This is a genomic window from Flavobacterium sp. KACC 22763, assembly GCF_028736155.1.
Taxonomy (GTDB): domain Bacteria; phylum Bacteroidota; class Bacteroidia; order Flavobacteriales; family Flavobacteriaceae; genus Flavobacterium.
This window is the reverse complement of the sequence record NZ_CP117879.1, coordinates 2,647,226-2,672,284: the sequence shown is the minus strand read 5'-3', so window position 1 is coordinate 2,672,284 and position 25,059 is coordinate 2,647,226. Positions and strand designations below refer to the sequence as shown.

The window sequence follows — 25,059 nt, the reverse complement described above, 5'->3', positions numbered from 1 at the left end:
GATTAAAATTCGATTCTTGCTTTAGAAACCACAGCAGAAGTTTCAAAACGATTAGATAAGTATTTTTGGTATCCTACAATTCCAATCATTGCAGCATTATCGGTTGTGTATTCAAATTTCGGAATAAAAGTTTTCCATCCGTATTTGCTTTCGGTTTCTTTTAAGGTATTTCGAATTCCAGAATTTGCCGAAACTCCTCCGCCAATAGCAATTTGTGTAATTCCAGTTTCTTTTACAGCCAGCTTAATTTTATCCATCAAAATTTCGATAATGGTGTGCTGAATAGAAGCGCAAATATCATTCAGATTTTCTTCGATAAAATTCGGATTCTGCTGTTTGTTTTTTTGAATGAAATATAAAATAGCCGTTTTCAATCCAGAAAAACTGAAATCTAAACCCGGAACTTTCGGTTTTGTAAAAGGAAATGCTTTCGGATTTCCTTCTTTCGCATATTTATCAATCAAAGGTCCGCCAGGGTATGGAAGTCCAAGGATTTTGGCACTTTTATCAAAAGCTTCACCGACAGCATCATCTGTAGTTTCTCCGATAATTTCCATATCAAAAAAACTATTCACTTTTACTATCTGAGTATGTCCTCCGCTAATGGTTAAAGCTAAAAAAGGAAATTCAGGTTTATCGTAGCCTTCTTCATCAATAAAATGAGCTAAAATATGGGCATGCATGTGATTTACAGCAATTAGTGGCACATTTAAGGCTAATGATAATGATTTGCTGAAAGAAGTCCCCACCAATAAAGAGCCCATTAATCCTGGACCTTGTGTAAATGCGATTGCGCTTAACTGTTCTTTTTGTACATTTGCTTTACGAAGTGCAGCATCTATCACAGGAACAATATTCTGCTGATGCGCTCGGGAAGCCAATTCAGGGACAACACCTCCGTATTGATTATGAATTAATTGATTGGCTACAACATTTGACAATACTTTGTCGTTATGTAAAACCGCGGCAGCAGTATCATCGCATGAACTTTCGATGGCTAGAATAAAAACCTCTGGATTTTGCATATAAAGGCACAAATTTTGAATTATATTTGACAAATCAAACGATTACATCTCTTTGATTTAAGCAGTGCCCCAAAATTAAAGAATTTTTATCAAAAACAGCCGTTCTTTGTCTGTTCAAATAAATTAAAAGAAAACTAAAATTAAAGAAGCTATCAAAAAAGTAAAGAAAATAATATCAAGAACCTTAATTGTGTTGATTTTACTTTTGTTAGCACTTGCTATCATACTATCTCTTCCTGTGGTTCAAACACAGATTGCCAATTATGTTACCAACTCATTAAACAAAGATTACAAGGTTAATATTAATGTTGAAAAAACGGCAATCAATATTTTTGGCGGAGTAAAATTGAAAGAAGTAACGATTTTAGATCATCATAAAAAAACGATGATTTATTCGAATATCATTACAACTGATATTGCCAGTTTCAGTAGATTGTTAGATGGAGATTTAATTTTTGGAGATTTGCGTTTGACAGGTTTGATTTTTAATCTAAAAACCTACAAAGGCGAAGACGAAAATAATATCAATAAGTTTATACAGGCTTTTGAAGTCAAAGATACTCCTAAGAAAAAATCAACGAAGCATTTCCTTTTAACCGCTAAAAATGCTTACATCGAAAAGGGGAGATTTTCTGTTGTCGATGAAAATAAGACTACTCCTAAATTTCTGGATTTTACAAAATTAAACGCTTATATCAGCGAGTTTAAATTGTATGGTCCAGATGTAAATACAAACATTCACCGATTTTCATTTATGGATCATCGCGGTTTGTATGTTTCTAATTTTGCGGGGAAATTTAGTTATACCAAAAAACAGATTATAGTTCAAAATCTGGCTATAAAAACCAAAAGATCCTCTATTTATGGTGTTGCAATTTTAAATTATAAACCATCAGATTTTCTTGATTTTACAGATAAAGTTCGATTTGATGTTTTAATAGATTCTTCTTCTATTGCAACAAACGATATTCGCCATTTTTATGATGGTTTGGGTAAAAATCAGCATTTTAAACTGAAAACCAAATTAGACGGTCCGTTGAATAATATGACGCTTACAGGATTGAGACTAAGCGACACAAACGGATCAAAAATTAACGGAACAATCAATTTCAGAAATCTTTTGGGCAGTAAAACGCAGAAATTTTCTATGGATGGAAAGTTTAACAAACTGCTTTCTAGTTATGACGATTTAGTGGTTTTGCTTCCAGGGGTTTTAGGAAAAAGACTTCCTATAGAAATGAAGCGAATTGGGAAATTTAATATTGTCGGAAAAGCAAAAGTTACGACAACAGAATTAGAAACCGCTTTTAAGATTGCTACAGATGTAGGAAATGGAGAAGTCGATCTTCATTTGAATAATATGGATTTTATTGACAAGGCTTCTTATTCTGGAAATATTGTTTTAAATAGTTTTGATATCGGAACTGTTTTAAATAGAAAAGATATTGGAAAGACGACTTTGAATCTTGATGTAGACGGAGTTGGTTTTACTGAGAAGTATTTGAATACCGTTATAAAAGGGGATATTTCTAAATTAGATTACAATAAATACACCTATAATAATATAGTAGTAAATGGAAATTTTAAACTTCCATATTATAAAGGACAAATTGCGATAAATGATCCAAACTTAAATTTGAATTTTGATGGTTTACTCGATTTAAGCAAAAGAGAAAATCGTTATGATTTTCATATTAATGTTGAAAATTCAGATTTAAGAAAACTTAAGTTTATTAATGATTCTATTTCACACTTCAAAGGAGATGTTGTAGTTCAATTGTCTGGAAATTCTATTGAAAATCTGCAAGGAGATATTTTTATAAACGATGCAGAATATCAAAATCCAAAAACAACTTATGTTTTTGATCAGGTAAATTTAAATTCAAGTTTTGATGCAGATCGACTAAGAACCATTACAGTAAGTTCGAATGATGTTGTAGACGGAAAAATTGTTGGTAAATTTAGATTTGATCAATTGGATAAATTGGTCATGAATTCTGTTGGTAGTCTGTATACCAATTATAAGCCTTATAAAGTTAGAAAAGGGCAATTCTTGAATTTTAATTTCCGTGTTTATGATAAAGTGGTCGAAATGCTTTATCCAGACATCAATATTGATTCTTCTACAGTGGTTAGAGGAAAAATAGATTCAGATTTGCAAGAATTTAAATTTCGTTTCAGATCTAAAAAAATTACAGCCGACAAAAATACATTCGATAACATTCGAATTAACATTGATAATAAAAACCCGCTTTATAATGCTTATGTCGAATTGGACAGTATAAAAACACCGTATTATAAAATACGTGATTTTAATTTGATTAATGTTACGGCAAATGATACTCTTTTTGTTCGTTCGGAGTTTAAAGGGGGAGATAAAGGTGAAGATTACTTTAATCTTGATTTGTTTCATACAATAGACAAGAATAAAAATAATATTGTCGGAATCAAGAAATCGGAAATGAAGTTTAAGGACTATATCTGGTACTTAAATGAAGATGCTGAAAAAGACAATCAGATTGTTATTGATCAGTATTTTAAAAATTTCACATTTGATAACATCGTTTTATCTCATGAAAATCAGAAAATTGATTTGAACGGAGTTATAAAAGGAAAAGATTATAAAGATCTCGAACTGACCTTTGAAGATGTTGATATTAATAAAATAACCCCCGCCAATTCCAAATTTGTATTTAATGGTAATTTGAATGGAAGTGTCAATTATAAACAGAACAAAAATGTTTATCAGCCCACAGCATCCATTAAGATTGATCACCTTGTAATGAACAAGACAGAACTCGGTACGCTTAATTTTGATATTTCTGGTGATGAATCTTTTAGAAAATTCACTGTTAATTCGTCGATTCAGAATGGTTTTACCGAATCTTTTAGAGCCAACGGAACTTTTGCTGTAGAGAATAAGGAGACAATCATGGATATGAGCTTGAAGTTGGAAGGCTTTAATTTGGCAACTTTAGGAACTATTGGGGGAGATGTTCTGTCAAATGTGCGTGGGTCTGTTTCTGGAAATGCCGCCGTTGTCGGAAATTTGAAAAAACCAGAAATCAACGGTCGTTTGTATGTTGAAAAAGCTGGAATGACAATTCCGTACTTAAATACCGATTACGAATTAAGCGATCGAACGGTTATTGATTTGACCAATGAGAAATTCTTGTTTAGAAATAATCAATTGACAGATACGAAATACGGTACAAAAGGTTTGCTGAACGGAAGCATAGAGCACAATAATTTTGGCGACTGGAAATTAGATTTAAATATTACATCCAAGCGTTTAGTGGCGTTGGATACAAAAGACAGTGATGACGCGGCTTATTTCGGAACAGCATTCATAAATGGAACAGCCAGTATAAAAGGACCTGTAGAAGGTCTCTTTATTAAGGTAGATGCGAAATCTGAAAAAGGCACAGAAGTCAAAATCCCAATTAATAATGCGCAAAGCGTTGGAGAAAGTAGCTGGATTCATTTTGTAACGCCAAAAGAAAAGTATAATCTAGAGAACGGAATTGTTGAAAAAACAAGAGATTATAACGGACTTGAACTGGAGTTTGATTTTGATATTACGCCAGATGCCGAAGTTGAAGTTATTCTAGATCGAAATTCGGGCCATGGTATGAAAGGAAAAGGATACGGATCGCTTTTGTTTAAAATCAACACTTTAGGCAAATTTAATATGTGGGGAGATTTCCAGGCATACGAAGGAACTTATAATTTTAAATACGGCGGACTTATCGATAAAAAGTTTACGGTTAAAAAAGGAGGTTCGATTATTTGGGAAGGAAACCCAATGCGTGCCCAACTGAATTTAGAAGCAGTTTATAAAACACAAGCCAATCCAGCTGTGCTTTTAGATAATACTTCTTCATTCAATAAAAAAGTTCCCGTAGAAGTCGTGATTGGATTAAGAGGAGATTTGGCGAGTCCAGAGCCTAATTTTGATATTCAGTTTCCGTCCGTAAGTAATGTTTTAAAATCGGAAATACAATATAAATTAGACGATAAAGATATTCGTCAGACGCAGGCACTTTATTTATTGTCTACAGGTTCGTTTATGAGTACCGACGGATTTAGTCAAGGAGATTTTTCTGGAACATTAACAGAAACCGCTTCAAGTTTGTTAGGTGGCATTATTAAGTCGGATAATGATAAAGTAAATATTGACTTAAATTACATTGCTGCAGACAGAAGAACAGGGCAGGAGGTTGACGGTCAGTTTGTGGCCAATATATCTTCGCAGATTAATGAACGAATTACTATCAACGGAAAATTAGGAGTTCCTGTAGGAGGTGTAAACGAGTCTGCAATTGTTGGGGATATCGAAATCTTGTATCGAGTAAATGAAGACGGTACAATGAACCTTCGTCTGTTTAATAAAGAAAACGACATTAATTATATAGGACAAGGAATTGGTTATACGCAAGGTGTCGGTATTTCTTATGAAGTCGATTTTGATACCTTTAGCGAGCTTGTAAACAAGCTGTTTAAAGACCATAAAATTGAAAAAGCTGTAAAAAGTTCTTCTCATGACGATCTTCAAGATTCGTATCTTCCTGAATATATGAATTTCTCAAGCAAGAAAGATTCAGAGAAAAATAAGAAGAAAGCAAAAGAAGATGAAGAGAAAAGAAAAAAAGAAGAAGAAAAGAAGAAGAAAAAAGAACAGGAACACACACCAAGCAATAATCAAGGACTAATTCCTGATAATGATTATTAACACTTTGTTAAAAATAGCCTTTTATAAAACCATTATTCTCATAATGGTTTTTTTTGTGCTAAATTTAAGCACTTTTTTAAAATTTTCCATGTGAGCGGGAAATTCTATTTTTATAACACTTCATTAGGGTATTGTTAATTTTGACGATTTAATTAAAAAAATAGCGTTTTATTATTTTTAATGAAATTTTTTCTTAGAAAAAACTTATTAACGAAAACGTTTGAATTTAACAAATTTTATTAATTTATGATAATCGTAACCCGAAAAGTGCTGAATGTTTGCTAATTTTACACTTTAATACTTAAATAATGCCAAAAACAATAAAAAAAGTAGGTGTTCTTACCTCAGGAGGAGATTCACCTGGAATGAATGCTGCAATACGATCAGTTGTTCGAACTTGCGCATATCACAATATCGAATGTATCGGAATTTATAGAGGGTACCAGGGAATGATTGAGGGCGACTTCAAAGAGATGGGACCACGTAGCGTAAATAATATTGTAAACAAAGGTGGAACGATCTTAAAATCGGCTCGTTCAGTTGAGTTTAGAACCCCTGAAGGTAGAAAAAAAGCACACGAGAATCTTGTTAAGGCTGGTGTTGATGCTTTGGTTGTTATTGGTGGAGACGGAAGTTTTACTGGAGGATTGATTTTTAATGCAGAATTTGGTTTTCCTGTAATGGGAATTCCAGGTACAATTGATAATGATATTTATGGTACAAGTTTTACTTTAGGGTATGACACTGCTTTAAATACTGTTGTAGATTGTATCGATAAAATTAGAGATACAGCAAGTTCGCATAACCGTCTTTTCTTTGTAGAGGTTATGGGTAGAGATGCTGGTCACATTGCTCTTAATGCAGGTATTGGTGCAGGAGCAGAAGAAATCCTTATTCCTGAAGAAGATTTAGGTTTAGATCGTCTTTTAGATTCACTTCAAAAAAGTAAAGCATCAGGAAAATCATCAAGTATAGTTGTTATTGCCGAAGGAGATAAGATTGGTAAAAACGTATTCGAATTAAAAGATTATGTTGAGGCCAACCTTCCTGAGTACGACGTAAGAGTTTCTGTTTTAGGACACATGCAGCGTGGTGGTTCTCCATCTTGTTTTGACCGTGTTTTAGCAAGCCGTTTAGGAGTAAAAGCAGTAGAATCTTTAATTGAAGGAAAATCAAATTATATGGTTGGACTTCGTGAAGATAAAGTGATTTTAACTCCGCTTGAGCAAGCTATTAAAGGAAAATCAGAAATTGACAAAGAATTGTTAAGAGTGTCAGACATTATGTCGACATAACTAATATAAAAAGTTTAAAAAAGAAGAGAAGTTTATTGTGAGGAAATTAGACTTTGAAATAGTGTAATAAAAACAAAAGCAAAAAATTTAGTAAAATGTCAAAAGTAAAATTAGGAATAAACGGATTTGGACGTATCGGAAGAATCGTTTTTAGAGAGTCTTTCAATAGAGATAATGTAGAAGTTGTTGCAATCAACGACTTGTTAGACGTAGATCACTTAGCTTATTTATTAAAATATGATTCAGTTCACGGTCGTTTCAACGGAACTGTAGAAGTTAAAGAAGGAAAACTTTATGTAAACGGAAGAAACATCCGTATCACTGCAGAAAGAAATCCAGCTGATTTAAAATGGAACGAAGTTGATGTAGATGTAGTAGCTGAATGTACTGGTATCTTCACAACTATCGAAACTGCAAGTGAGCACTTAAAAGGTGGTGCAAAGAAAGTTATCATTTCTGCTCCTTCTGCTGATGCTCCAATGTTTGTAATGGGAGTTAACCACGAAACTGCAAAAGCTTCTGATTTAGTTGTTTCTAACGCTTCTTGTACTACAAACTGTTTAGCTCCTTTAGCTAAAGTTATCCACGATAATTTCGAAATCGTTGAAGGTTTAATGACAACTGTTCACGCAACTACTTCAACTCAAATGACTGCTGACGGACCTTCTAGAAAAGACTGGAGAGGTGGACGTGCTGCTGCAATCAACATCATTCCTTCTTCAACAGGTGCTGCTAAAGCGGTTGGAAAAGTAATCCCATCTTTGAATGGGAAATTAACTGGAATGTCTTTCCGTGTTCCTACTGCTGACGTTTCTGTTGTAGATTTAACTGTAAAAGTTGCTAAAGAAACAACTTACGAAGAAATCTTAGCTGTATTGAAAAAAGCTTCTGAGAACGAAATGAAAGGTATCTTAGGATATACTGAAGATGCAGTTGTATCTCAAGATTTTATCTCAGATAAAAGAACTTCAATCGTTGATGCTGGTGCAGGAATCGGATTAAACTCTACTTTCTTCAAATTAGTATCTTGGTATGACAATGAGTACGGATACTCAAGCAAATTAATTGATTTATCTGTACATATTGCAGGTTTAAAATAATAATATATATTTTTGCAAAATCCCGTTACTTTACAATAACGGGATTTTCTTATTTTGTTACTTCTATAATTAATGTAAAAAATACACTTTTAAATTAAGAATAGAAAAACCTAATTCCAAAAACGAAACAAATGAAATTAATAGTTGACAGTGGATCTACTAAAGCCGATTGGATTGCGATAGATGATAATGGAAAAGTATTATTCACAACACAAACTTTAGGATTAAATCCTGAAATTCTAGACGAGCCAGAAATCATAGAAAGATTAAATGACCGTTTCGATATTTTACAAAACAAAAAAAATGCTACGCATTTATTCTTTTATGGTGCCGGTTGTGGTACAGACAGAATGAAAGAGTGGTTGAAAAGAATTTTTCAAGAATATTTTTCTAACGCAATTGTAGACGTTCAAGAAGATACTTATGCTGCTGTTTATGCAACAACTCCAAAAGGAGAAGAAGCGATTGTTTCTATCTTAGGAACAGGCTCTAACTGTAGTTATTTTGATGGAAAAGTATTGCATCAAAAAGTTCAGTCATTAGGTTATATCGTAATGGATGATTGTAGCGGTAACGTTTTTGGAAAAGAATTAATTAGAAAATACTATTTTAATAAAATGCCTAAAGAATTGGCTGTTGAACTTGAAAAAGAGTACGACGTTGATCCAGATTTTATTAAAAACAAATTATACAAGGAACCAAATCCAAACGCTTATTTGGCAACTTATGCTAAGTTCTTGATTAAGCATAAAGACACTGAGTTCTGCAGAAAAATCATCTTCAAAGGAATGAAGTCTTTCGTTAAGAATTACATCAAACAATTTGATAACTGCAAAGAAGTTCCAGTACATTTTGTTGGTTCTATTGCATTTTATTTGAAAGATGAATTACAAGAGACATTCAATAAATATGAACTTCAATTAGGGAATGTTTTAAGAAGACCTATTGATGGATTAATTGCTTACCATGTCGCTAATCAATAGTTCTGGTTTTATGGAAATTGCCATTATTGCTCATGATGGAAAAAAAGCGGATTTAATTGATTTCTTGATCAAAAATGAAGCTGTTTTGCATAATGAAAAAATAAGACTGATCGGTACTGGTACTACGGGAGGAAAAGCAGAAGCTGCTGGATTTAAAACTCAGAGAATGCTTTCTGGACCTCTTGGGGGCGATGCGCAAATTGCCGGAAGAGTTGCGGAAGGAATTACGCAGATGGTTTTCTTTTTTAAAGACCCTTTGTCAAGTCATCCGCATGAAGCAGATATTAATATGCTAATTCGTGTTTGCGATGTGCATAATGTGCCGCTGGCAACCAATGAAGCAACGGCACAATTATTATTAGATGCTATTGCACAGCAATTATAGAAATTTCTACATTAACATTTTTTGGCAGACAAGCCACTTGAACCGTTTCACGAGCTGGAGCGGTTTTTTCGTTAAAATAAGAACCGTAAACGGTGTTTATTGCTCCAAAGTTATTCATGTCCATGATGAAAATAGTTGATTTTACAACGTTCTCAAAAGTCATACCTGCAGCTTCAAGAATAGCAGCAATGTTTTTCATAACTTGTGTAGTCTCGTCATTAATATTGTCTGTAACCAATTCTCCTGACTCAGGATTGATTGCAATCTGTCCAGAAGCATAAAGTGTGTTTCCAGATAATACGGCTTGATTATAAGGTCCGATTGGAGCCGGAGCCTTCTCGGTAAAAATGATTTTTTTCATAATGAAATTATTTTGATTCGAAAGTAGTTTATCTATTTGAAACGCTACGTTTGTTCCATTTGATATCGCTAAGCATACCAGATTTAATTCCGATGAAGAAGTTCCAGTTAGAATTGGTTCCTAATGGTTGCCAGTTGAAAGCCATTCTCCAGCTTAACAAGTCTCTTTCAAAACGGAATTGTGTAAAGGTAACTCCTTTTTGTACAAAATCGTAACCAGTTGAAACCCCTGCTTTCCATTTAGGAGTAAGGTCGGTATTGATGGAAACCATGATGGAGTTTCCAGAAATAGTATTTTCTCGCTTTACGTTTGAATACGTTAATGAATAAGCAAGTGTCATGTCCCACGGGACTTTAGAATTAAAGAATTCCGTAATGGCATCTTCTCTTTCAGGTTCATTGGCAAACTGGCTGTTACGGCTGTCATTTAAATCTGTATTTGTACCAAATAAATCATCATTTCGACCACCGTTTCGCTGACTCTGAGTATTTTTTTCTTTTTCTTTTCCGGTTCCTTTGTTCGTGAATGAATAGTTTACAGTTACGTTTGCACTTGTCATTCTAAACAAACTTCCGCCATTGTCAATGTTGAATTTATCAATTTTGTTACCTCCATTATCAATCGCGTACGGATCTAATGTGGCACCAAAATTCATATTCATTTTGTTGTCAAAAAACTGCGTTCCACCGCTAACTAATACAGGTTGCCATCCAAACGTACTTTTTCCGTCAGCGTTGAAATTATAGCTTGTGCTGAAGTTTAAGTTGTTCAGCAGCATAATCTTTTTAGGTTCTGTTTTTGTGCTGTCACGGTCTCTTACTTTAGCTTCAAAAGTATTGCTCAAAGCAAAACCTACAATATTAGAATTCTCTTTTCCTGGTGCTCCGTATAATCCGTTTTCGAATCTGGTGTACTCAGAAGTAATTCTTCCAGAAGCGTCTACAGCATAAGTATCATAATATTTCTCGAAACTTGGCGTGTAAGCATACGTTATACTCGGACGCATGACGTGTCGAATAGATTGAATTTTTTTATCAGCTCCAAAATTGAAAGTTCCGTAAATAGTAGTACCTAAATTGGTGCTGAAATTATAAGTTCTAAAAGCATCAAAACCATTTACGGTTTTATTAATGGTTTGTCCAGCAGCAGGATCATACTCTTTCTGGATAGTTTTGTTAACCCACGTTTCTTGGTAAGTCGTAGAAGCTCCAGCACTAAAATATTTAAAAATCTTAAAGTTGGTGCTCAACGGAATAGTCTGTTGTAAACCTAATTGCGCATCGTCAAACATCTGAGGTTTGAAAAATAGCGAATCTTTTGTTTTAAAATAGTTTTTACCGCTTACATTATATTGTAAGTTGATATTCTTAATTAATCCTTTCTTTACGCCATCCTTTCCAACAAAGGGATATACACGGTCAATACTTCCTTGTAAAGACGGAAGCGTCATAATAATGTCTTCTGTTTGCGTATTCTGACTGTGAGTTGCAGATAACGAAATACGAGAACCAGGAATGGTATTGAAAGTTTTGTTGTATGAAATAGAAGAACTTAAAGTATTGTTTAAGTTTGATCCAATATTCGCTTGGTTGATAGACTGTTTAAAGTACTTACTGCTACCCATGTTTACAGAAGCAGAGAAAGTGGAATTTGGATTTGATTTTGTGTCTTTAGAATGTGACCACTGAATGTTGTAAATGTTTTGTTTTGAGTAATCAGGATAACCACGTTCGCTGTTAATTAAGTTCTCAAAACGGATGTTGACATTTCCTCTATATTTATATCGTTTAGCATATGCCGATTCAAATCGCATGGCGTAACTTCCGTTGGTATAATAATCTCCAAGTACAGTTAAGTCGTAATTGTCGCTGAGGGCAAAATAATAACCTCCATTTTGCAATGAAAAACCTCTTGTGTTAGAATCGTTATAACTTGGAATGATAATACCCGAAACGCTTTTTTCTTTACTTAAAGGAAAAAATCCATAAGGCAATGCAAGTGGGGTAGGAACATCAGCAATTACCAATTGTGTTAATCCAGCAACGATTTTTTTGCCTGGCACAAATTTAATTCTACTAGTTTGAAAGTAGTATTCAGGATTGTCAATATCTTGAGCAGTTGTTATACGGGCTCCTTTTAAAAAGTATACGGAGTCGTTTTCTTTTTTAGTAACTGAAGCCTTAATATTCAGTTCACCTTGTTTTGTTCTCGAATTATAAATTAAAGCCTTTTTGGTTTTAAAATTAAAACGGATAGAATCAGGCTGCACTTCACTTGATCCCTGTTTGAAATTAGGATATTGGGTTAATACGCCAGCAGAATCTTTAATTCTTCCTGCATAAACTTCGTCTTTTTCATAATTAAGTACAATTATACCCGATTTTAATTCTACATCTTTATAGTATAATTCAGCTTCATTATATAAAGTAATCAGCTTTTTTTTCTGGTCAATTTTAGCATAATCTTTAGCTTTATATCTAACTTTTCCGTCCAAAAAAGTCTTTTTTGGTTTAACAGTATCTAGTTTTATGGTGTCTGTAATCGCAGGAGTTTCTTTATCTGTTTGTTTTACAGCAGGTAAAGGCTTTTTTTTGTTTTTTATTTCTTGCGAATATAAATTACCACAACCTATAGTTAGGAAAAATGATATTAAAACGATATTAAATAAGTTTGTATGCAAAGGTTTAAATGCTATTTTTGTAAAATTATGGCTTGTTTTTTGACACGTCAAACTTACATATAATTTTTTGGCAAAAATAATCAATTCTAAAAATTATAACAGCTGCGTTTTATTAAAATTAACTTTTAGATTTATGAATGGAATTAACAAATTTAAAGTAATATTTACTTTATTTCTAACGATATCGTCTTTTTGTGCTCACAGTCAGTCAAATGTGTTTAAAGTGACACTTGATGCTGGACATGGAGATCATGACTTTGGAGCTGTTTATAGCGGACGAATTGAAAAAAATATTGCTTTAGCTATTGTTTTGAAAGTAGGGAAGATTTTAGAGCTAAATCCAAATGTTAATGTAATTTATACCCGTAAAACTGACGTTTTTGTTGATTTGGTCGAAAGAGCCAATATTGCAAACAGAGCAAATTCAAATATTTTTGTCTCGATTCACTGCAACGCCAATAAAAATACGGCAGCCGACGGAACAGAAACTTATGTAATGGGTTTAAGTAAAGTAGCATCAAACCTTGAAGCTGCGAAAAAAGAGAACTCGGTAATTACATTAGAGAAAGACTATAAACGTAAATATGAAGGGTATGACCCAAATTCTCCAGAATCGATGATTGGTATGACTCTAATGCAAGAAGAATATTTAGATAATAGTATTACTCTGGCAACTAAAATCGAAGAAAACTTTGAAAAGTTAGGGAAAAAACTTCGTCATGGAGGGGTAAAACAAGCGCCTTTTATGGTACTTCATAAAGCGTATATGCCTAGAGTTTTGGTTGAAACTGGATTTGTTTCTAATCCAACAGAAGGAAATATACTGAATTCAGAAGAAGGGCAGGATGATATTGCAAGAGCAATTGCAGAAGCTATTTTAAGTTATAAAAGAGAATACTTTGGTTCAGGAACTGAGTCAGAGGATAGTCGGCCCATAAGAGATACCTCAACTAAGGCAAAACCAAAAACAAATACTCCAGTTGCTGTTGCTAAAAATGCGCCAAAAGGAACGTTTTTTAAAGTGCAGCTTATTGCAAGCATCAAGAAAACACCTTTAGAGCCAAAAAACTTTAAAGGGCTTAAAAATGTAACAATGGTATACGAAAATAATATTTATAAATATTTCTACGAAGAAACTCCAAGTTACGAAACAGCGCAAAAATATCTGCAAGAAGCTAAAAGTAAAGGATATGGCGCAGCGTTTTTAGTGGCAACTAAAGATGGCGAAAAAATCAGTATTCAGGACGCGATTAAATAATAAGCGTAAGTTCGAATATTTATATTAATTTTGTACAAACACTTAGAATTTTGAAACTAACAAGAGAAATTAAAACGGCTATTTTAGTCATTGCATCCATTCTACTATTTATCTGGGGATATAGTTTTTTAAAGGGAAGAGACCTTTTTACTAATTATACAATATTATATGCTGAATATGATAATGTTGAAGATTTATCACCATCTGCACCAGTTACACTTAACGGACTTGCGATTGGTAAAGTAAATAAAATTACAATTGATGAAGTTACTGGTAAATTGTTAGTTGAGCTTCAGCTTAAAACAGATTTTCCAATTTCTAAAACTAGTACAGCTTCTATTTATTCTCCAAGTTTGATTGGAGGGAAACAAATTAAAATTATTCCAAATTTTGCTGATAAAGAATTGGCAGAAGACGGACAGAAATTGGTTTCTTCTGTTGAATTAGGATTGACAGAATCATTAGGAGGAAAAATTGAACCAATTCAGCAAAAGCTTGATAAAATGCTTTTGAATATTGATAATTTGGTTACAGGATTAAATAATACTTTAGATAAAAATACTCAAGAAAATCTAAAGAAAACAATTGCTGAGTTAAGTCAGACAATGGAACAATTTCATAAAGCTTCTGGAAGTCTTAATAATATCTTGGATACTAATAAAGGACAGATTAATGGAATGGTTACAAACTTCAATAAGATGTCTGGCAACTTCAATAAAATTTCTGATTCATTAAATAAAGCAGATTTAGGAAAAACAGTTCGCAACTTGAACCAAACTTTAGCTAAAGTTGATGTTTTAATGAGCAACTTGAATTCTGGAAAAGGCACGGCAGGAAAAATACTTAACGATGAGGCTTTGTATAATAATTTGACAAAAACCTCAAAAGAACTTGAATTGTTATTGCAAGACCTTCGTCTTTATCCAACACGTTACGTAAACGTTTCTCTTTTCGGAAAGAAAAATAAGCCATACGTAGCACCAACAGAAGAAACAAACTCAACCGATAAAAAATAATTATAAATGAGTTATTTAGATAATATTTTATTCGCAGTACTTCTTATAGTAGGTTTCGGTTTTTTTACAGCGAGCGTAAAAAAAATCATCCGAAATATTAATCTAGGAGTCGATGTAGATCGAAAAGATAATCCTAAAGCTCGTTGGAAAAACATGGCATTGATTGCTCTAGGGCAGTCAAAAATGGTGAGACGCCCTGTTGCAGGAATTCTTCATATTTTTGTATATGTCGGTTTCATAATAATTAATATTGAATTATTAGAAATTATTATCGATGGACTTTTTGGAACACATAGAGTTTTTGCACCTTATTTAGGTGTAGTTTATGATGTCCTAATTGCTTCATTTGAAATATTGGCGATACTTGTAATTATTGCTGTAGTTACTTTCTGGATCAGAAGAAATGTAATCCGTTTGAAACGTTTTGTAAGCAAAGATCTAACTGGTTTTCCAAAGAGCGATGCTAATTACATTTTGTATTTCGAAACAGTTTTAATGATTCTGTTTTTATTGATGAATGCATCTGATTTGCATTTGCAGAATGTTCCAGGTGGATATTCTCATTTTCATAAAGCAGGAAGTTATCCGATAAGCCAGTTTTTAGCACCGATTTTTAATGGTACTTCAAACGAAGTTGTTGGGCTATTATTCGAAGTTTTCTGGTGGCTGCATATTGTTGGTATTTTAGTTTTTATGAACTATTTGTACTTTTCAAAACATTTGCATATTCTTTTGGCTTTCCCGAATACCTATTTTGCAAACTTAAAACCAGAAGGACAGTTTGATAATCTAGCTTCAGTTACAAAAGAAGTAAAACTGATGATGGATCCAAATGCAGATCCTTTTGCGGCAGCTCCAGCTGATGATAATGCACACCCCGCTAAATTTGGTGCAAGTGATGTTCAGGATTTAAACTGGGTTCAGTTATTAAATGCATATACTTGTACAGAATGCGGTCGTTGTACTTCTTCTTGTCCAGCAAATCAAACAGGTAAAAAATTGTCTCCACGTAAAATCATGATGGATACAAGAGACCGTTTGACAGAAGTTGGTAAAAATATTGACGCCAATAAAGGTGTTTTTGTTCCAGATAACAAATCACTTTTAAACGATTATATTACGCCAGAAGAATTATGGGCTTGTACGTCTTGTAATGCTTGCGTTGAAGAATGTCCAGTAAATATTAGTCCATTATCTATCATTATGGATATGCGTCGTTATTTGGTTATGGAACAAAGTGCTGCTCCAATGTCATTAAACGCTATGATGACTAATATTGAAAATAATGGTGCGCCTTGGCAATACAGCCAGCAAGACCGTTTAAATTGGAAAAACGAGAATTAAGATTTATTGTTTAATCGGTTAGTTGTTTAACCGTTTAATCGATTTTAAAATAATATTTCGGTTTTTATAGAATTGTGTAGAGGCTTTTAGCTATTCAACAATTCAAAGATTAACCGATTAAACAAAAGTGAGAGAAATGTCAGAAAATTTAGTAGTACCAACAATGGCAGAAATGCTTGCCGAAGGAAAACAGCCAGAGGTTTTGTTTTGGGTAGGTTGCGCAGGAAGTTTTGATGATAGAGCAAAAAAGATTACTAAAGCGTTTGTGCGAATTTTAAATCGTACTAATGTTTCTTTTGCAGTTTTAGGTACAGAAGAGAGTTGTACTGGGGATCCTGCAAAAAGAGCTGGAAATGAATTTTTGTTTCAAATGCAAGCCATGATGAATATCGAGGTGTTGAATGCTTATGAAGCTAAAAAAATCGTTACGGCTTGCCCACACTGTTTTAATACTTTGAAAAATGAATATCCTGAATTAGGAGGTAATTACGAAGTTATTCACCATACAGAGTTTTTAAAATCATTAATTGATGATGGAAGATTAACTGTTGAAGGTGGGCAGTTTAAAGGTAAAAAAATTACTTTCCATGATCCTTGTTATCTAGGTAGAGCAAATAAAGTTTACGAAGCGCCAAGAGATTTAATTCAGAAATTAGACGTTGAATTAGTTGAAATGAAACGTTCTAAAGCAAACGGATTATGCTGTGGAGCAGGAGGAGCACAGATGTTTAAAGATGCTGAGCCAGGAAACAAAGAGGTTAATGTTCTTCGTACAGAAGATGCATTAGAAGTAAAACCAGACATTATTGCTGCGGGTTGTCCGTTCTGTAATACAATGTTAACCGATGGTATCAAGCACCAAGAAAAAGAAGGACAGGTTAAAGTTCTGGATATTGCTGAGTTAATTGCAAATGCACAGGATTTGTAAAAGAGATTCTAAGGTTCTAAGATGCTAAGCTACTAAGTTTTGAAACCTGAGACTTGAAACCTGAAACAAAAACAAACAAAAAGAGAAAAAATGTATATACCTTTTGAAAATTTACCAGGTGAATCTAGAGTCTGGATTTACCAATCGAACAGAAAATTTTCTGAGGAAGAGTTTTCTGAAATCGAAACAGATTTAAAAGCTTTTGTAGAACAGTGGGCTGCACACGGAACAAGTCTTGAAGCTTCGTTTTTATTGAAATATAATCGATTTATAATATTGGCAGTAAATCAAGAAGTGCAAGCTGCTACGGGATGTTCTATAGATAGTTCTGTTGAATTTATTCAAAGTTTAGAGAAAAAATATAGCGTTGATCTATTAGATAAAATGAACGTTACTTTTAAACTTGGAGAACATATTGCACACAAACCATTGATTGATTTCAAGAAAATGGTAAAAGATAAATCAGTTTCTGAGAATACAATTGTTTTCAATAATTTGGTAAACAATATCGAAGAATTTAATGAATCTTGGGAAGTTCCTGCTGCTGACAGCTGGCACAGCAGATTTTTCTAAGAGTATTTAAAATATATTTAAAGGCATGAAATGTAGATTTTGTGCCTTTTTTGTTTTAAATAATGATTTAAATTAAACCCGACAGGCTTTTAAAACCTGTCGGGTTTTGTTGTATAAAGAACTTTATCAAAGCTTTAAACTTTGACAAAGTTGAATAATTTAGTGAGCAATAAAATCTGCGGTTGTTTTAAGTTCAGCATAATAAAATGCCATAGCGCCTAATAATGCATTTTGAACTTCTTTAGCTGCAACTTTATTACTTTGTACGTCAAGATCTTTTGTAGCACAAGCGTCTGAAATGACTGTACAGTCAAATCCATAATCCTTTGCAGCTTTTACTGTAGCATCAATGCAAACGTGAGTCATCATACCGGTAACTATGAGATTTGTTATTTTCTTTTCTTGTAAATAAGCTAAAAGATTGGTTTCTCTAAAGCTATTGGGATAATGTTTAGTTATAATTTTTTCATTAGAAATTGGGGCTACTTTTACATTGATTTTTGCACCATCTGTTTCAGGAAGAAAAAAGGTAGAATTAGGAGCTGTTGCAATGTGCTGAATATGAATTACCTCTATTTTTGATTTTCTACAGTATTCCAGAATAGTTCTGGCATTATCTGCCGTTGCTTCAGATCCTGAAAGTTCCATTCGTCCGCCTGGGAAATAATCATTTTGAACGTCTACGATAATTAGTGCTTGTTTCATTTTTTCTTGATTTTTTTGTTGACAATAAATATTTGCAAAAGACAATAATGTGATTAAAAAGGAAAATGTAATTCTAATCATGGTATAAAATATTTTTAACTGTTATTATTGACAGCAAAAGTAGAATCAGACCTGTTTTTGAAAAATGACCTAGGTCAACTGAGATGTTAAAATATTTTTTTTCCTTTAATCATCCTGCTGAAAAATGAAGGAGTAACACCAATGTAAGAGGCAATTTGCTGTTGTGTTAAAGATGAAATCACAGAAGGATAACTGGCCACAAATTTTTCAAGACGTTCTAAAGCAGTTAAACTCATATAGTCTATAATTCTTTGCTGGCTTACTGCAAAAGCTTTTTCGGTTAGAATACGAAAGTATTTTTCAAATTTAGGGAGTTTTGACAGTAGTAATTCTTGCTTTTCGCGGCTTAAAAGTAGTGCAGTTGCTGGTTCAATGGCTTCCATAAATAAGTTTCCAGGTGTGGCCGAGACAAAGCTATTTATATCTGTAATCCACCAGTCACTTGGTGCGATTGTAAGGATATGTTCTTCACCTTTTTTATCAATAAGATAGCTTTTTACACATCCAGAAACAATAAAAGTAAAACTATGAGATATTTCGCCTTCTCGATGCAGTATTTGTTTTCTGTTGTATTTCTTTTGTTGCAATAAAAAAATAAAATACGACATTTCATCATCAGTTACCTCAATTCGTTTTCGGATGTTTTCTTGCAATAAATTATAATTGTCCATATAATAATATTAATAATATAAAAAGCTGTTTATCGGAATCAAGGTTTGAAAAAATTAAAGGTAAAATTAGATTCTTGAAATATAAAATGAATGTATCTAAGATTCACAAAAATCTAACAATTTAAACGGTTAATTAAACGCTATTTTTGAGTATTTTCGTAGAATTAAATTTAATCCATGAAAATAGCAATAGTCTGTTATCCTACTTTTGGAGGTAGTGGTGTAGTAGCCACAGAGTTAGGTCTCGAATTAGCCAGAAGAGGACACGAAATACATTTTATTACATATAGCCAGCCAGTTAGATTGGCACTTTTAAATCCGAATGTTCATTATCATGAAGTAAACGTTCCGGAATATCCTTTATTTCACTATCAGCCTTACGAATTGGCGCTATCTAGCAAATTGGTTGATATGGTGAAATTATACAAAATAGAGCTTCTGCATGTGCATTATGCTATCCCGCATGCGTATGCAGGATACATGGCAAAACAGATGCTTAAAAATGAAGGAATTAATCTTCCGATGATTACTACACTTCACGGAACTGATATTACACTTGTTGGGAATCATCCGTTTTATAAACCTGCGGTGACTTTTAGCATTAATAAATCAGATTATGTGACTTCGGTTTCTCAAAGTTTGAAAGATGATACTTTGAAATTGTTCAAAATCAAAAATAAAATTAAGGTGATTCCGAATTTTATTGAGTTGGACAAAGTCAAAAAAGACCCAAACGCACCTTGTCACCGTTATGTAATGGCGAATGAGAATGAACGTATTATAACGCATATTAGTAACTTTAGAAAAGTAAAGCGCATTCCGGATATCATTAAGATTTTCTATAATGTTCAGAAAGAAATTCCAGCTAAACTAATGATGGTTGGAGATGGACCTGAAAAGGAAAAAGCAGAAATGTTATGTCAGGAATTAGGGATCTTGGATAAAGTGATTTTCTTTGGAAATAGTCACGAAATTGATAAAATCTTATGTATGACCGATTTGTTTTTACTGCCTTCAGAAACTGAGAGTTTTGGTTTGGCAGCATTAGAAGCAATGGCATGCGGTGTTCCAGTAATTTCAAGTAATTCTGGAGGCTTGCCTGAAGTTAATTACGATGGTTTTTCGGGTTACTTAAGCAATGTTGGCGATGTTGAAGAAATGGCGCAGAATGCGTTGAAGATTTTAAAGGATGATGCCGTTTTGAGCCAGTTTAAAGCAAATGCATTAGAGGTAGCAAGAAAATTTGATATTAAAAACATATTGCCTAAGTATGAAGCTTTGTACCAAAAAGCGGTTGATGATTACAAATTGGAGAAGCACTAATTTAAAAGGATAAAAATGAAAAAAGTAATTTCTGTTTTAGCGGTTTTTGTTTTGATTTCTTGCGGAGTGAAGAAGACAGGAAGTTCAAACGCATCACTGTACGAAGTTTTGACAACACAATCTGACGGTGGTGGGAATATTAAGTTTTTCGAAATTCTGACCGAACCAAATGAAATCAAAATGCTTGAAAACGATCCGAATTTGGCTCATAAGATGAAAGATCCAGATGTTCAAGATTATAATTATGTGATTCTGAATATGGGTGAGAAAAACACTAGCGGTTATACGATAGATGTTGAAAAGGTTGAAGAAACTGATAAAAACATTATTATAACCGTAAAAGAAAATAGTCCTGCAAAAGACGCGATGACTATGCAGGTGATTTCATATCCTTATACGGTTGTAAAAATCCATTCTAAAAAAGCGATTATCATTAATTAAGAGAAAGCTAGATTTAAAATGTCAGGCTGAACGGAGTCGAAGCCCCTTTTTAAATTTCTTTTTGAACCATAAAAAAAAGCCTGTCTATTTTAAACGACAGGCTTCTTTTTATAATTTTTTTTAATTTTATTTTAGAATCTAAATTTGACACCAAAACCAACGTCAAATCCAAAATTATCATCGTCGTAATATCCTGAACCAATTTCTGGTCTTGCGTCCAATGATAAAGTAAGTGGTACTTCTTTGAATCTATATTCGATCCCGATATCTCCAGCTGCAAAAACATAAGTTCCGCTATCGCTGTATCTGTAGTTATTGTTATAATAATCATGATCCCAAGCAGCTAGTCCTCCTCCGACACCAGCATACCAGTTAAAACCTCCGTCAATGTTCCAAACCCATTGGTAAAGAGCAACCCCTTTTATTGCGTCTACATCACTGCTGTTTCTCCATCCTAAATCGAACTCAAGTCTATTTTTTTGATTTAAACCTAATTGGTATGATATTTCTCCTCCAAATCCATTGTTGTCTCCTAGACGTAATCCTAAAGCGTGTTTCGAAATTTCTTGTGATTGAGCCGTAAATGCTAAACCAAGAAGCATAAGGGCAGATAAAAGTATCTTTTTCATAAAAATGGTAAATTAATTTTATTCAAATGTATTATTACAGTTGAATACAAAACGTATAATATTTTTGAAAATTGTTATATAATTTACATTTTTAGGAATTTGAAGCGTTAAAAATCTTAAAATCCTGCTTTTGAGGTGTTTATTTTAGGATTATGGATGAAATCAACTGCGACGTAAGAAGATCTTCCATTTCTAAGAGATTTTCTTCTTCGGCAAAATTACTGGCCTTGTAAGAAAATAATTTCCATCTTTTTTTATGATATTCTAAAGCAGTTAAGTTTTCTACCCAGTCACCCGAATTTAGATATAAAGTAGAGCCGTGTTTGTTTTCTTTGGTTATGATTTTTGGTTCATGAATATGTCCACAGATAACATAATCGTAGTTTTTTTCAATAGCCAGATCAGTTGCCGTAGTTTCAAAATCAGAAATAAATTTTACCGCTTTTTTAACGCTTGCTTTTATTTTTTTAGAAAAAGAGTAAGGTTCGCGTCCTAATTTTGCCAGGCACCAGTTAGCAAAACGGTTTGTTAAAATCAGATAATCGTAACCCAAACCGCCTAGTTTTGCAATCCATTTTGAATGCTGTACAGAGGCATCAAAAACGTCTCCGTGAAAAATCCAGGCTTTTTTATCGTCTAATTCTAAAACCAATTTATCAACAAGTGCAAAATTTCCCATATTCATATCGCTGAATTTACGAAGTATCTCGTCGTGATTTCCAGTGATATAATACACTTTTGTTCCTTTAGAAGCCATTCCTATAATACGCTGGATAACGCGTAAATGTGCTTTTGGGAAATAAGATTTACGAAACTGCCAAGCATCAATTATATCGCCATTTAAAACTAAAGTTTTGGGTTTAATGCTTGAAAGATAGTTGTTTAGTTCTTTTGCGTGACTTCCGTAAGTTCCTAAATGGACGTCAGAAAGAACGACCAATTCGACATTTCTTTTTTTCAATTTTTCTTGATTTGAAGTTTTACAAATGAAAGAAAGTTTGTGAAATCTGACTTTATTAAAAGGTTATTAAAAGGTGGATAATTTTACCAAATTGTGATTTTTATTCCATTTAATGTTTCGTTAATAATACCAGTTTTAAATTTTTTAATTTAATTCATAAAACTTACATTTGCTCAAAACAAAACACAATGGCAGGAAACAGCTTCGGCACACTATATAAAGTAACTACATTTGGAGAATCTCACGGTGAAGCTTTAGGCGGAATTATTGACGGATGCGCTCCAGGAATACAATTAGATTTTGAAGCAATTGAAGTAGATATGGCTCGTAGAAAGCCAGGTCAGTCGGCAATTGTTACACAAAGAAAAGAACCAGACAGCGTTCAATTTCTATCAGGAATATTTGAAGGAAAAACTACTGGAACTCCAATAGGTTTCATTATTCCAAATACCAATCAAAAATCAGACGATTACTCTCATATAAAAGATAATTACAGACCAAGCCATGCTGATTATGTTTACGATCAGAAATACGGTTTCCGTGATTATCGCGGTGGTGGAAGAAGTTCTGCAAGAGAAACAGCAAGCAGGGTAGTAGCAGGTGCAATTGCAAAGCAAATGCTGCCAGAAATTAAGATCAATGCTTATGTTTCTTCTGTTGGTCCAATTCATTTAGATACACCTTACCAAGAATTAGATTTTTCTAAAATTGAAAGCAATCCAGTGCGTTGTCCAGATGAGAAATCTGCAGCGATTATGGAAGAATATATTCGTGACATCCGCAAGCAGGGAGATACTGTTGGAGGTGTTGTGACTTGTGTAATTCAGAATGTTCCAGTTGGTCTAGGTGAACCAGTATTTGATAAACTTCACGCAGAATTAGGAAAAGCAATGCTTTCTATTAATGCTGTGAAAGGTTTTGAATATGGAAGTGGTTTCTCTGGTTCTGAAATGAAAGGAAGCGAACATAACGATTTATATAATCCAGACGGAACAACAAAAACAAATCTTTCTGGAGGAATTCAAGGCGGAATAAGTAACGGAATGGATATTTATTTCAGAGTTGCTTTTAAACCTGTTGCAACTATCATGCAGACTCAGGATTCGTTAGATAATAAAGGAAATATTACACCAATGACAGGAAAAGGCCGTCATGATCCGTGTGTAGTGCCTCGCGCAGTGCCAATCGTAGAAGCGATGGCTGCAATTGTTTTGGCAGATTTTTATTTAATCAACAAAACATATTAATAAAAGGTAAGACAGTGAGGGTCTTATATTTTAATAATCAAAAAATAATTTAATGCAAGAAGTTACAGAAACTAAAAAAACATCATTTCTTTCGGGATTAACAGGGCAGATTATAATTGCGATGGTTCTAGGAGCCATTTTAGGAATTATTCTGCACAATAGCATTTCACCCGAAGCAGCGCAGGCATTTAGCAGTAAAATTAAAATGCTGGCAACCATTTTTATTCGTTTGGTGCAAATGATTATTTCTCCATTGGTTTTTACGACTTTGGTGGTTGGAATTGCGAAATTAGGTGATATTAAAACTGTTGGAAGAATTGGAGGAAAAGCTATTGGATGGTTTTTTACAGCGTCATTTATTTCGCTTCTAATCGGATTGTTTTATGTGAATATTTTGCAACCAGGCGTTGGTCTAAAACTGGATCACGTTGATATGGCAGCAGCTTCTGAAGTTACTGGTAAAACACAAAACTTGTCTTTTGATAATTTTGTTGAGCATATCGTGCCAAAAAGTATCGTTGAAGCAATGGCTACTAATGAGATTCTTCAAATTGTAGTTTTCTCAATCTTCTTCGGATTAGCGGCAGCTTCTTTAGGAGATACAGTAAAGCCTATCATTGGTGCTTTTGATAGACTATCGCATGTCGTTTTAAAAATGGTAAACTATGTAATGAAATTTGCGCCAATTGGAGTTTTTGGAGCAATTGCAGGTGTGTTTGCCATAAGAGATGCAGAAGAATTGGTGATTACTTACTTTAAATTTTTCGGCTCGTTTTTAATAGGTATCAGTACTTTATGGGTTATTTTAATTGCCATTGGGTATATTTTCCTTAAAGGAAGAATGACTGAATTATTAAGACGTATTACTGGACCTTTAGCAATTGCTTTTGGAACAACAAGTAGTGAGGCTGTATTTCCAAAATTAACAGAAGAATTAGAGGGTTTTGGAGTAAAAGATAAAATTGTTTCTTTTATGCTGCCGCTTGGATATTCGTTTAACCTTGACGGAAGTATGATGTATATGACTTTTGCGAGTATTTTTATTGCTCAATTCTATAATGTACATTTGGATTTAGGAACACAAATGGCAATGCTTTTAGTTTTAATGCTTACTAGTAAAGGTATTGCAGGCGTGCCAAGAGCAAGTTTGGTTGTAGTGGCTGCAACCTGCGGTATGTTTGATATTCCGATTGAAGGTATCGCATTGATTCTTCCAATTGACCACTTCTGCGATATGTTTAGAAGTGCTACAAACGTATTAGGTAATGCATTAGCAACTTCTGTTGTAGGACAATGGGAAGAGAATAAAGAATAAAAATAT

21 protein-coding genes are annotated in these 25,059 nt (G+C 33.4%); 14 read left to right on the top strand and 7 right to left on the bottom strand.

Features of this window, described 5'->3' with window-relative positions; translation table 11 throughout:
• Positions 1 to 2: 2 nt before the first annotated feature.
• Complete coding sequence (gene tsaD, locus PQ463_RS10645) at positions 3 to 1,025, bottom strand: tRNA (adenosine(37)-N6)-threonylcarbamoyltransferase complex transferase subunit TsaD (protein ID WP_129745714.1); 1,023 nt, start codon at positions 1,023 to 1,025, stop codon at positions 3 to 5.
• A gap of 193 nt (positions 1,026 to 1,218) precedes the next feature.
• Here tsaD and PQ463_RS10640 point away from each other — a divergent pair, with 193 nt between their 5' ends.
• From PQ463_RS10640 to PQ463_RS10620, 5 genes are all read left to right on the top strand, one after another.
• Positions 1,219 to 5,757, top strand: a complete 4,539-nt coding sequence (locus PQ463_RS10640) for a translocation/assembly module TamB domain-containing protein (protein ID WP_274257953.1) — start codon at positions 1,219 to 1,221, stop codon at positions 5,755 to 5,757.
• A gap of 308 nt (positions 5,758 to 6,065) precedes the next feature.
• Positions 6,066 to 7,052, top strand: a complete 987-nt coding sequence (gene pfkA / locus PQ463_RS10635; RefSeq protein WP_111366010.1) for a 6-phosphofructokinase — start codon at positions 6,066 to 6,068, stop codon at positions 7,050 to 7,052.
• Positions 7,053 to 7,147: 95 nt separating this feature from the next.
• Positions 7,148 to 8,152: a type I glyceraldehyde-3-phosphate dehydrogenase gene (gene gap / locus PQ463_RS10630; protein WP_012026555.1), complete on the top strand. Its 1,005-nt coding sequence runs from the start codon at positions 7,148 to 7,150 to the stop codon at positions 8,150 to 8,152.
• Positions 8,153 to 8,283: 131 nt separating this feature from the next.
• Positions 8,284 to 9,135 (top strand): N-acetylglucosamine kinase, encoded by an 852-nt coding sequence (locus PQ463_RS10625; protein WP_095930500.1) that lies wholly within the window; start codon positions 8,284 to 8,286, stop codon positions 9,133 to 9,135.
• Positions 9,136 to 9,145: 10 nt separating this feature from the next.
• Entirely contained in the window at positions 9,146 to 9,520 is a 375-nt protein-coding gene (locus tag PQ463_RS10620; protein ID WP_044048067.1) for a methylglyoxal synthase, read from the top strand.
• Here PQ463_RS10620 and PQ463_RS10615 read toward each other — a convergent pair.
• Positions 9,501 to 9,881 carry a RidA family protein gene (locus tag PQ463_RS10615; protein WP_111426286.1) on the bottom strand — a complete coding sequence of 127 codons (381 nt, stop codon included), beginning with the start codon at positions 9,879 to 9,881 and terminating at the stop codon, positions 9,501 to 9,503. The two genes, PQ463_RS10620 and PQ463_RS10615, sit on opposite strands and share 20 nt — an antisense overlap.
• Before the next feature lie 28 nt (positions 9,882 to 9,909).
• Positions 9,910 to 12,612: a putative LPS assembly protein LptD gene (locus tag PQ463_RS10610; protein WP_274257775.1), complete on the bottom strand. Its 2,703-nt coding sequence runs from the start codon at positions 12,610 to 12,612 to the stop codon at positions 9,910 to 9,912.
• A gap of 82 nt (positions 12,613 to 12,694) precedes the next feature.
• Between PQ463_RS10610 and PQ463_RS10605 the strand changes: the two genes are divergently transcribed.
• From PQ463_RS10605 to PQ463_RS10585, 5 genes are all read left to right on the top strand, one after another.
• A complete protein-coding gene (locus PQ463_RS10605; RefSeq protein WP_274257774.1) occupies positions 12,695 to 13,819 on the top strand; it encodes an N-acetylmuramoyl-L-alanine amidase family protein in 1,125 nt (374 codons plus the stop codon).
• Between the two features lie 50 nt (positions 13,820 to 13,869).
• Positions 13,870 to 14,835: an MlaD family protein gene (locus PQ463_RS10600; protein ID WP_274257772.1), complete on the top strand. Its 966-nt coding sequence runs from the start codon at positions 13,870 to 13,872 to the stop codon at positions 14,833 to 14,835.
• Between the two features lie 6 nt (positions 14,836 to 14,841).
• A complete protein-coding gene (locus PQ463_RS10595) occupies positions 14,842 to 16,179 on the top strand; it encodes a 4Fe-4S dicluster domain-containing protein (protein ID WP_274257770.1) in 1,338 nt (445 codons plus the stop codon).
• Positions 16,180 to 16,315: 136 nt separating this feature from the next.
• The gene (locus PQ463_RS10590) at positions 16,316 to 17,107 is read left to right on the top strand and encodes a (Fe-S)-binding protein (protein ID WP_095930505.1); all 792 of its coding nucleotides are present in this window, start codon (positions 16,316 to 16,318) and stop codon (positions 17,105 to 17,107) included.
• Positions 17,108 to 17,197: 90 nt separating this feature from the next.
• Complete coding sequence (locus PQ463_RS10585; RefSeq protein ID WP_274257768.1) at positions 17,198 to 17,680, top strand: ABC transporter ATPase; 483 nt, start codon at positions 17,198 to 17,200, stop codon at positions 17,678 to 17,680.
• 159 nt (positions 17,681 to 17,839) lie between these two features.
• Here PQ463_RS10585 and PQ463_RS10580 read toward each other — a convergent pair whose 3' ends face one another.
• Entirely contained in the window at positions 17,840 to 18,385 is a 546-nt protein-coding gene (locus tag PQ463_RS10580) for a cysteine hydrolase family protein (RefSeq protein ID WP_274257767.1), read from the bottom strand.
• 167 nt (positions 18,386 to 18,552) lie between these two features.
• On the bottom strand, positions 18,553 to 19,137 hold the full coding sequence (locus PQ463_RS10575; protein WP_274257765.1) for a Crp/Fnr family transcriptional regulator: 585 nt from the start codon (positions 19,135 to 19,137) through the stop codon (positions 18,553 to 18,555).
• Between the two features lie 177 nt (positions 19,138 to 19,314).
• Between PQ463_RS10575 and bshA the strand changes: the two genes are divergently transcribed.
• Both bshA and PQ463_RS10565 read left to right on the top strand, forming a co-directional pair.
• Positions 19,315 to 20,460, top strand: coding sequence for an N-acetyl-alpha-D-glucosaminyl L-malate synthase BshA (gene bshA / locus PQ463_RS10570; protein ID WP_111379183.1), 1,146 nt, complete (start codon positions 19,315 to 19,317; stop codon positions 20,458 to 20,460).
• 15 nt (positions 20,461 to 20,475) lie between these two features.
• Positions 20,476 to 20,901, top strand: a complete 426-nt coding sequence (locus PQ463_RS10565) for a protease complex subunit PrcB family protein (protein ID WP_274257762.1) — start codon at positions 20,476 to 20,478, stop codon at positions 20,899 to 20,901.
• A 131-nt stretch (positions 20,902 to 21,032) separates the two neighbouring features.
• Here the strand turns inward: PQ463_RS10565 and PQ463_RS10560 are convergent, their stop codons facing one another.
• Positions 21,033 to 21,530: a hypothetical protein gene (locus PQ463_RS10560; protein ID WP_274257760.1), complete on the bottom strand. Its 498-nt coding sequence runs from the start codon at positions 21,528 to 21,530 to the stop codon at positions 21,033 to 21,035.
• 139 nt (positions 21,531 to 21,669) lie between these two features.
• Entirely contained in the window at positions 21,670 to 22,491 is an 822-nt protein-coding gene (locus tag PQ463_RS10555; protein ID WP_111379186.1) for a UDP-2,3-diacylglucosamine diphosphatase, read from the bottom strand.
• Positions 22,492 to 22,679: 188 nt separating this feature from the next.
• Between PQ463_RS10555 and aroC the strand changes: the two genes are divergently transcribed.
• Positions 22,680 to 23,738: a chorismate synthase gene (aroC, locus tag PQ463_RS10550; RefSeq protein WP_274257759.1), complete on the top strand. Its 1,059-nt coding sequence runs from the start codon at positions 22,680 to 22,682 to the stop codon at positions 23,736 to 23,738.
• A 52-nt stretch (positions 23,739 to 23,790) separates the two neighbouring features.
• Positions 23,791 to 25,053: a dicarboxylate/amino acid:cation symporter gene (locus PQ463_RS10545; protein WP_111379188.1), complete on the top strand. Its 1,263-nt coding sequence runs from the start codon at positions 23,791 to 23,793 to the stop codon at positions 25,051 to 25,053.
• Positions 25,054 to 25,059: the final 6 nt, after the last annotated feature.

What these genes read in the sequence shown, in the direction of transcription:
- PQ463_RS10595 (WP_274257770.1), top strand. Translation starts at nt 14,842, where the DNA reads ATGAGTTATTTAGATAATATTTTATTCGCAGTACTTCTTATAGTAGGT.
- PQ463_RS10575 (WP_274257765.1), bottom strand. Translation starts at nt 19,137, where the DNA reads ATGGACAATTATAATTTATTGCAAGAAAACATCCGAAAACGAATTGAG.
- PQ463_RS10625 (WP_095930500.1), top strand. Translation starts at nt 8,284, where the DNA reads ATGAAATTAATAGTTGACAGTGGATCTACTAAAGCCGATTGGATTGCG.
- PQ463_RS10620 (WP_044048067.1), top strand. Translation starts at nt 9,146, where the DNA reads ATGGAAATTGCCATTATTGCTCATGATGGAAAAAAAGCGGATTTAATT.
- bshA (WP_111379183.1), top strand. Translation starts at nt 19,315, where the DNA reads ATGAAAATAGCAATAGTCTGTTATCCTACTTTTGGAGGTAGTGGTGTA.
- pfkA (WP_111366010.1), top strand. Translation starts at nt 6,066, where the DNA reads ATGCCAAAAACAATAAAAAAAGTAGGTGTTCTTACCTCAGGAGGAGAT.
- PQ463_RS10585 (WP_274257768.1), top strand. Translation starts at nt 17,198, where the DNA reads ATGTATATACCTTTTGAAAATTTACCAGGTGAATCTAGAGTCTGGATT.
- PQ463_RS10605 (WP_274257774.1), top strand. Translation starts at nt 12,695, where the DNA reads ATGAATGGAATTAACAAATTTAAAGTAATATTTACTTTATTTCTAACG.
- PQ463_RS10590 (WP_095930505.1), top strand. Translation starts at nt 16,316, where the DNA reads ATGTCAGAAAATTTAGTAGTACCAACAATGGCAGAAATGCTTGCCGAA.
- PQ463_RS10615 (WP_111426286.1), bottom strand. Translation starts at nt 9,881, where the DNA reads ATGAAAAAAATCATTTTTACCGAGAAGGCTCCGGCTCCAATCGGACCT.
- gap (WP_012026555.1), top strand. Translation starts at nt 7,148, where the DNA reads ATGTCAAAAGTAAAATTAGGAATAAACGGATTTGGACGTATCGGAAGA.
- aroC (WP_274257759.1), top strand. Translation starts at nt 22,680, where the DNA reads ATGGCAGGAAACAGCTTCGGCACACTATATAAAGTAACTACATTTGGA.
- tsaD (WP_129745714.1), bottom strand. Translation starts at nt 1,025, where the DNA reads ATGCAAAATCCAGAGGTTTTTATTCTAGCCATCGAAAGTTCATGCGAT.
- PQ463_RS10560 (WP_274257760.1), bottom strand. Translation starts at nt 21,530, where the DNA reads ATGAAAAAGATACTTTTATCTGCCCTTATGCTTCTTGGTTTAGCATTT.
- PQ463_RS10545 (WP_111379188.1), top strand. Translation starts at nt 23,791, where the DNA reads ATGCAAGAAGTTACAGAAACTAAAAAAACATCATTTCTTTCGGGATTA.
- PQ463_RS10580 (WP_274257767.1), bottom strand. Translation starts at nt 18,385, where the DNA reads ATGAAACAAGCACTAATTATCGTAGACGTTCAAAATGATTATTTCCCA.
- PQ463_RS10565 (WP_274257762.1), top strand. Translation starts at nt 20,476, where the DNA reads ATGAAAAAAGTAATTTCTGTTTTAGCGGTTTTTGTTTTGATTTCTTGC.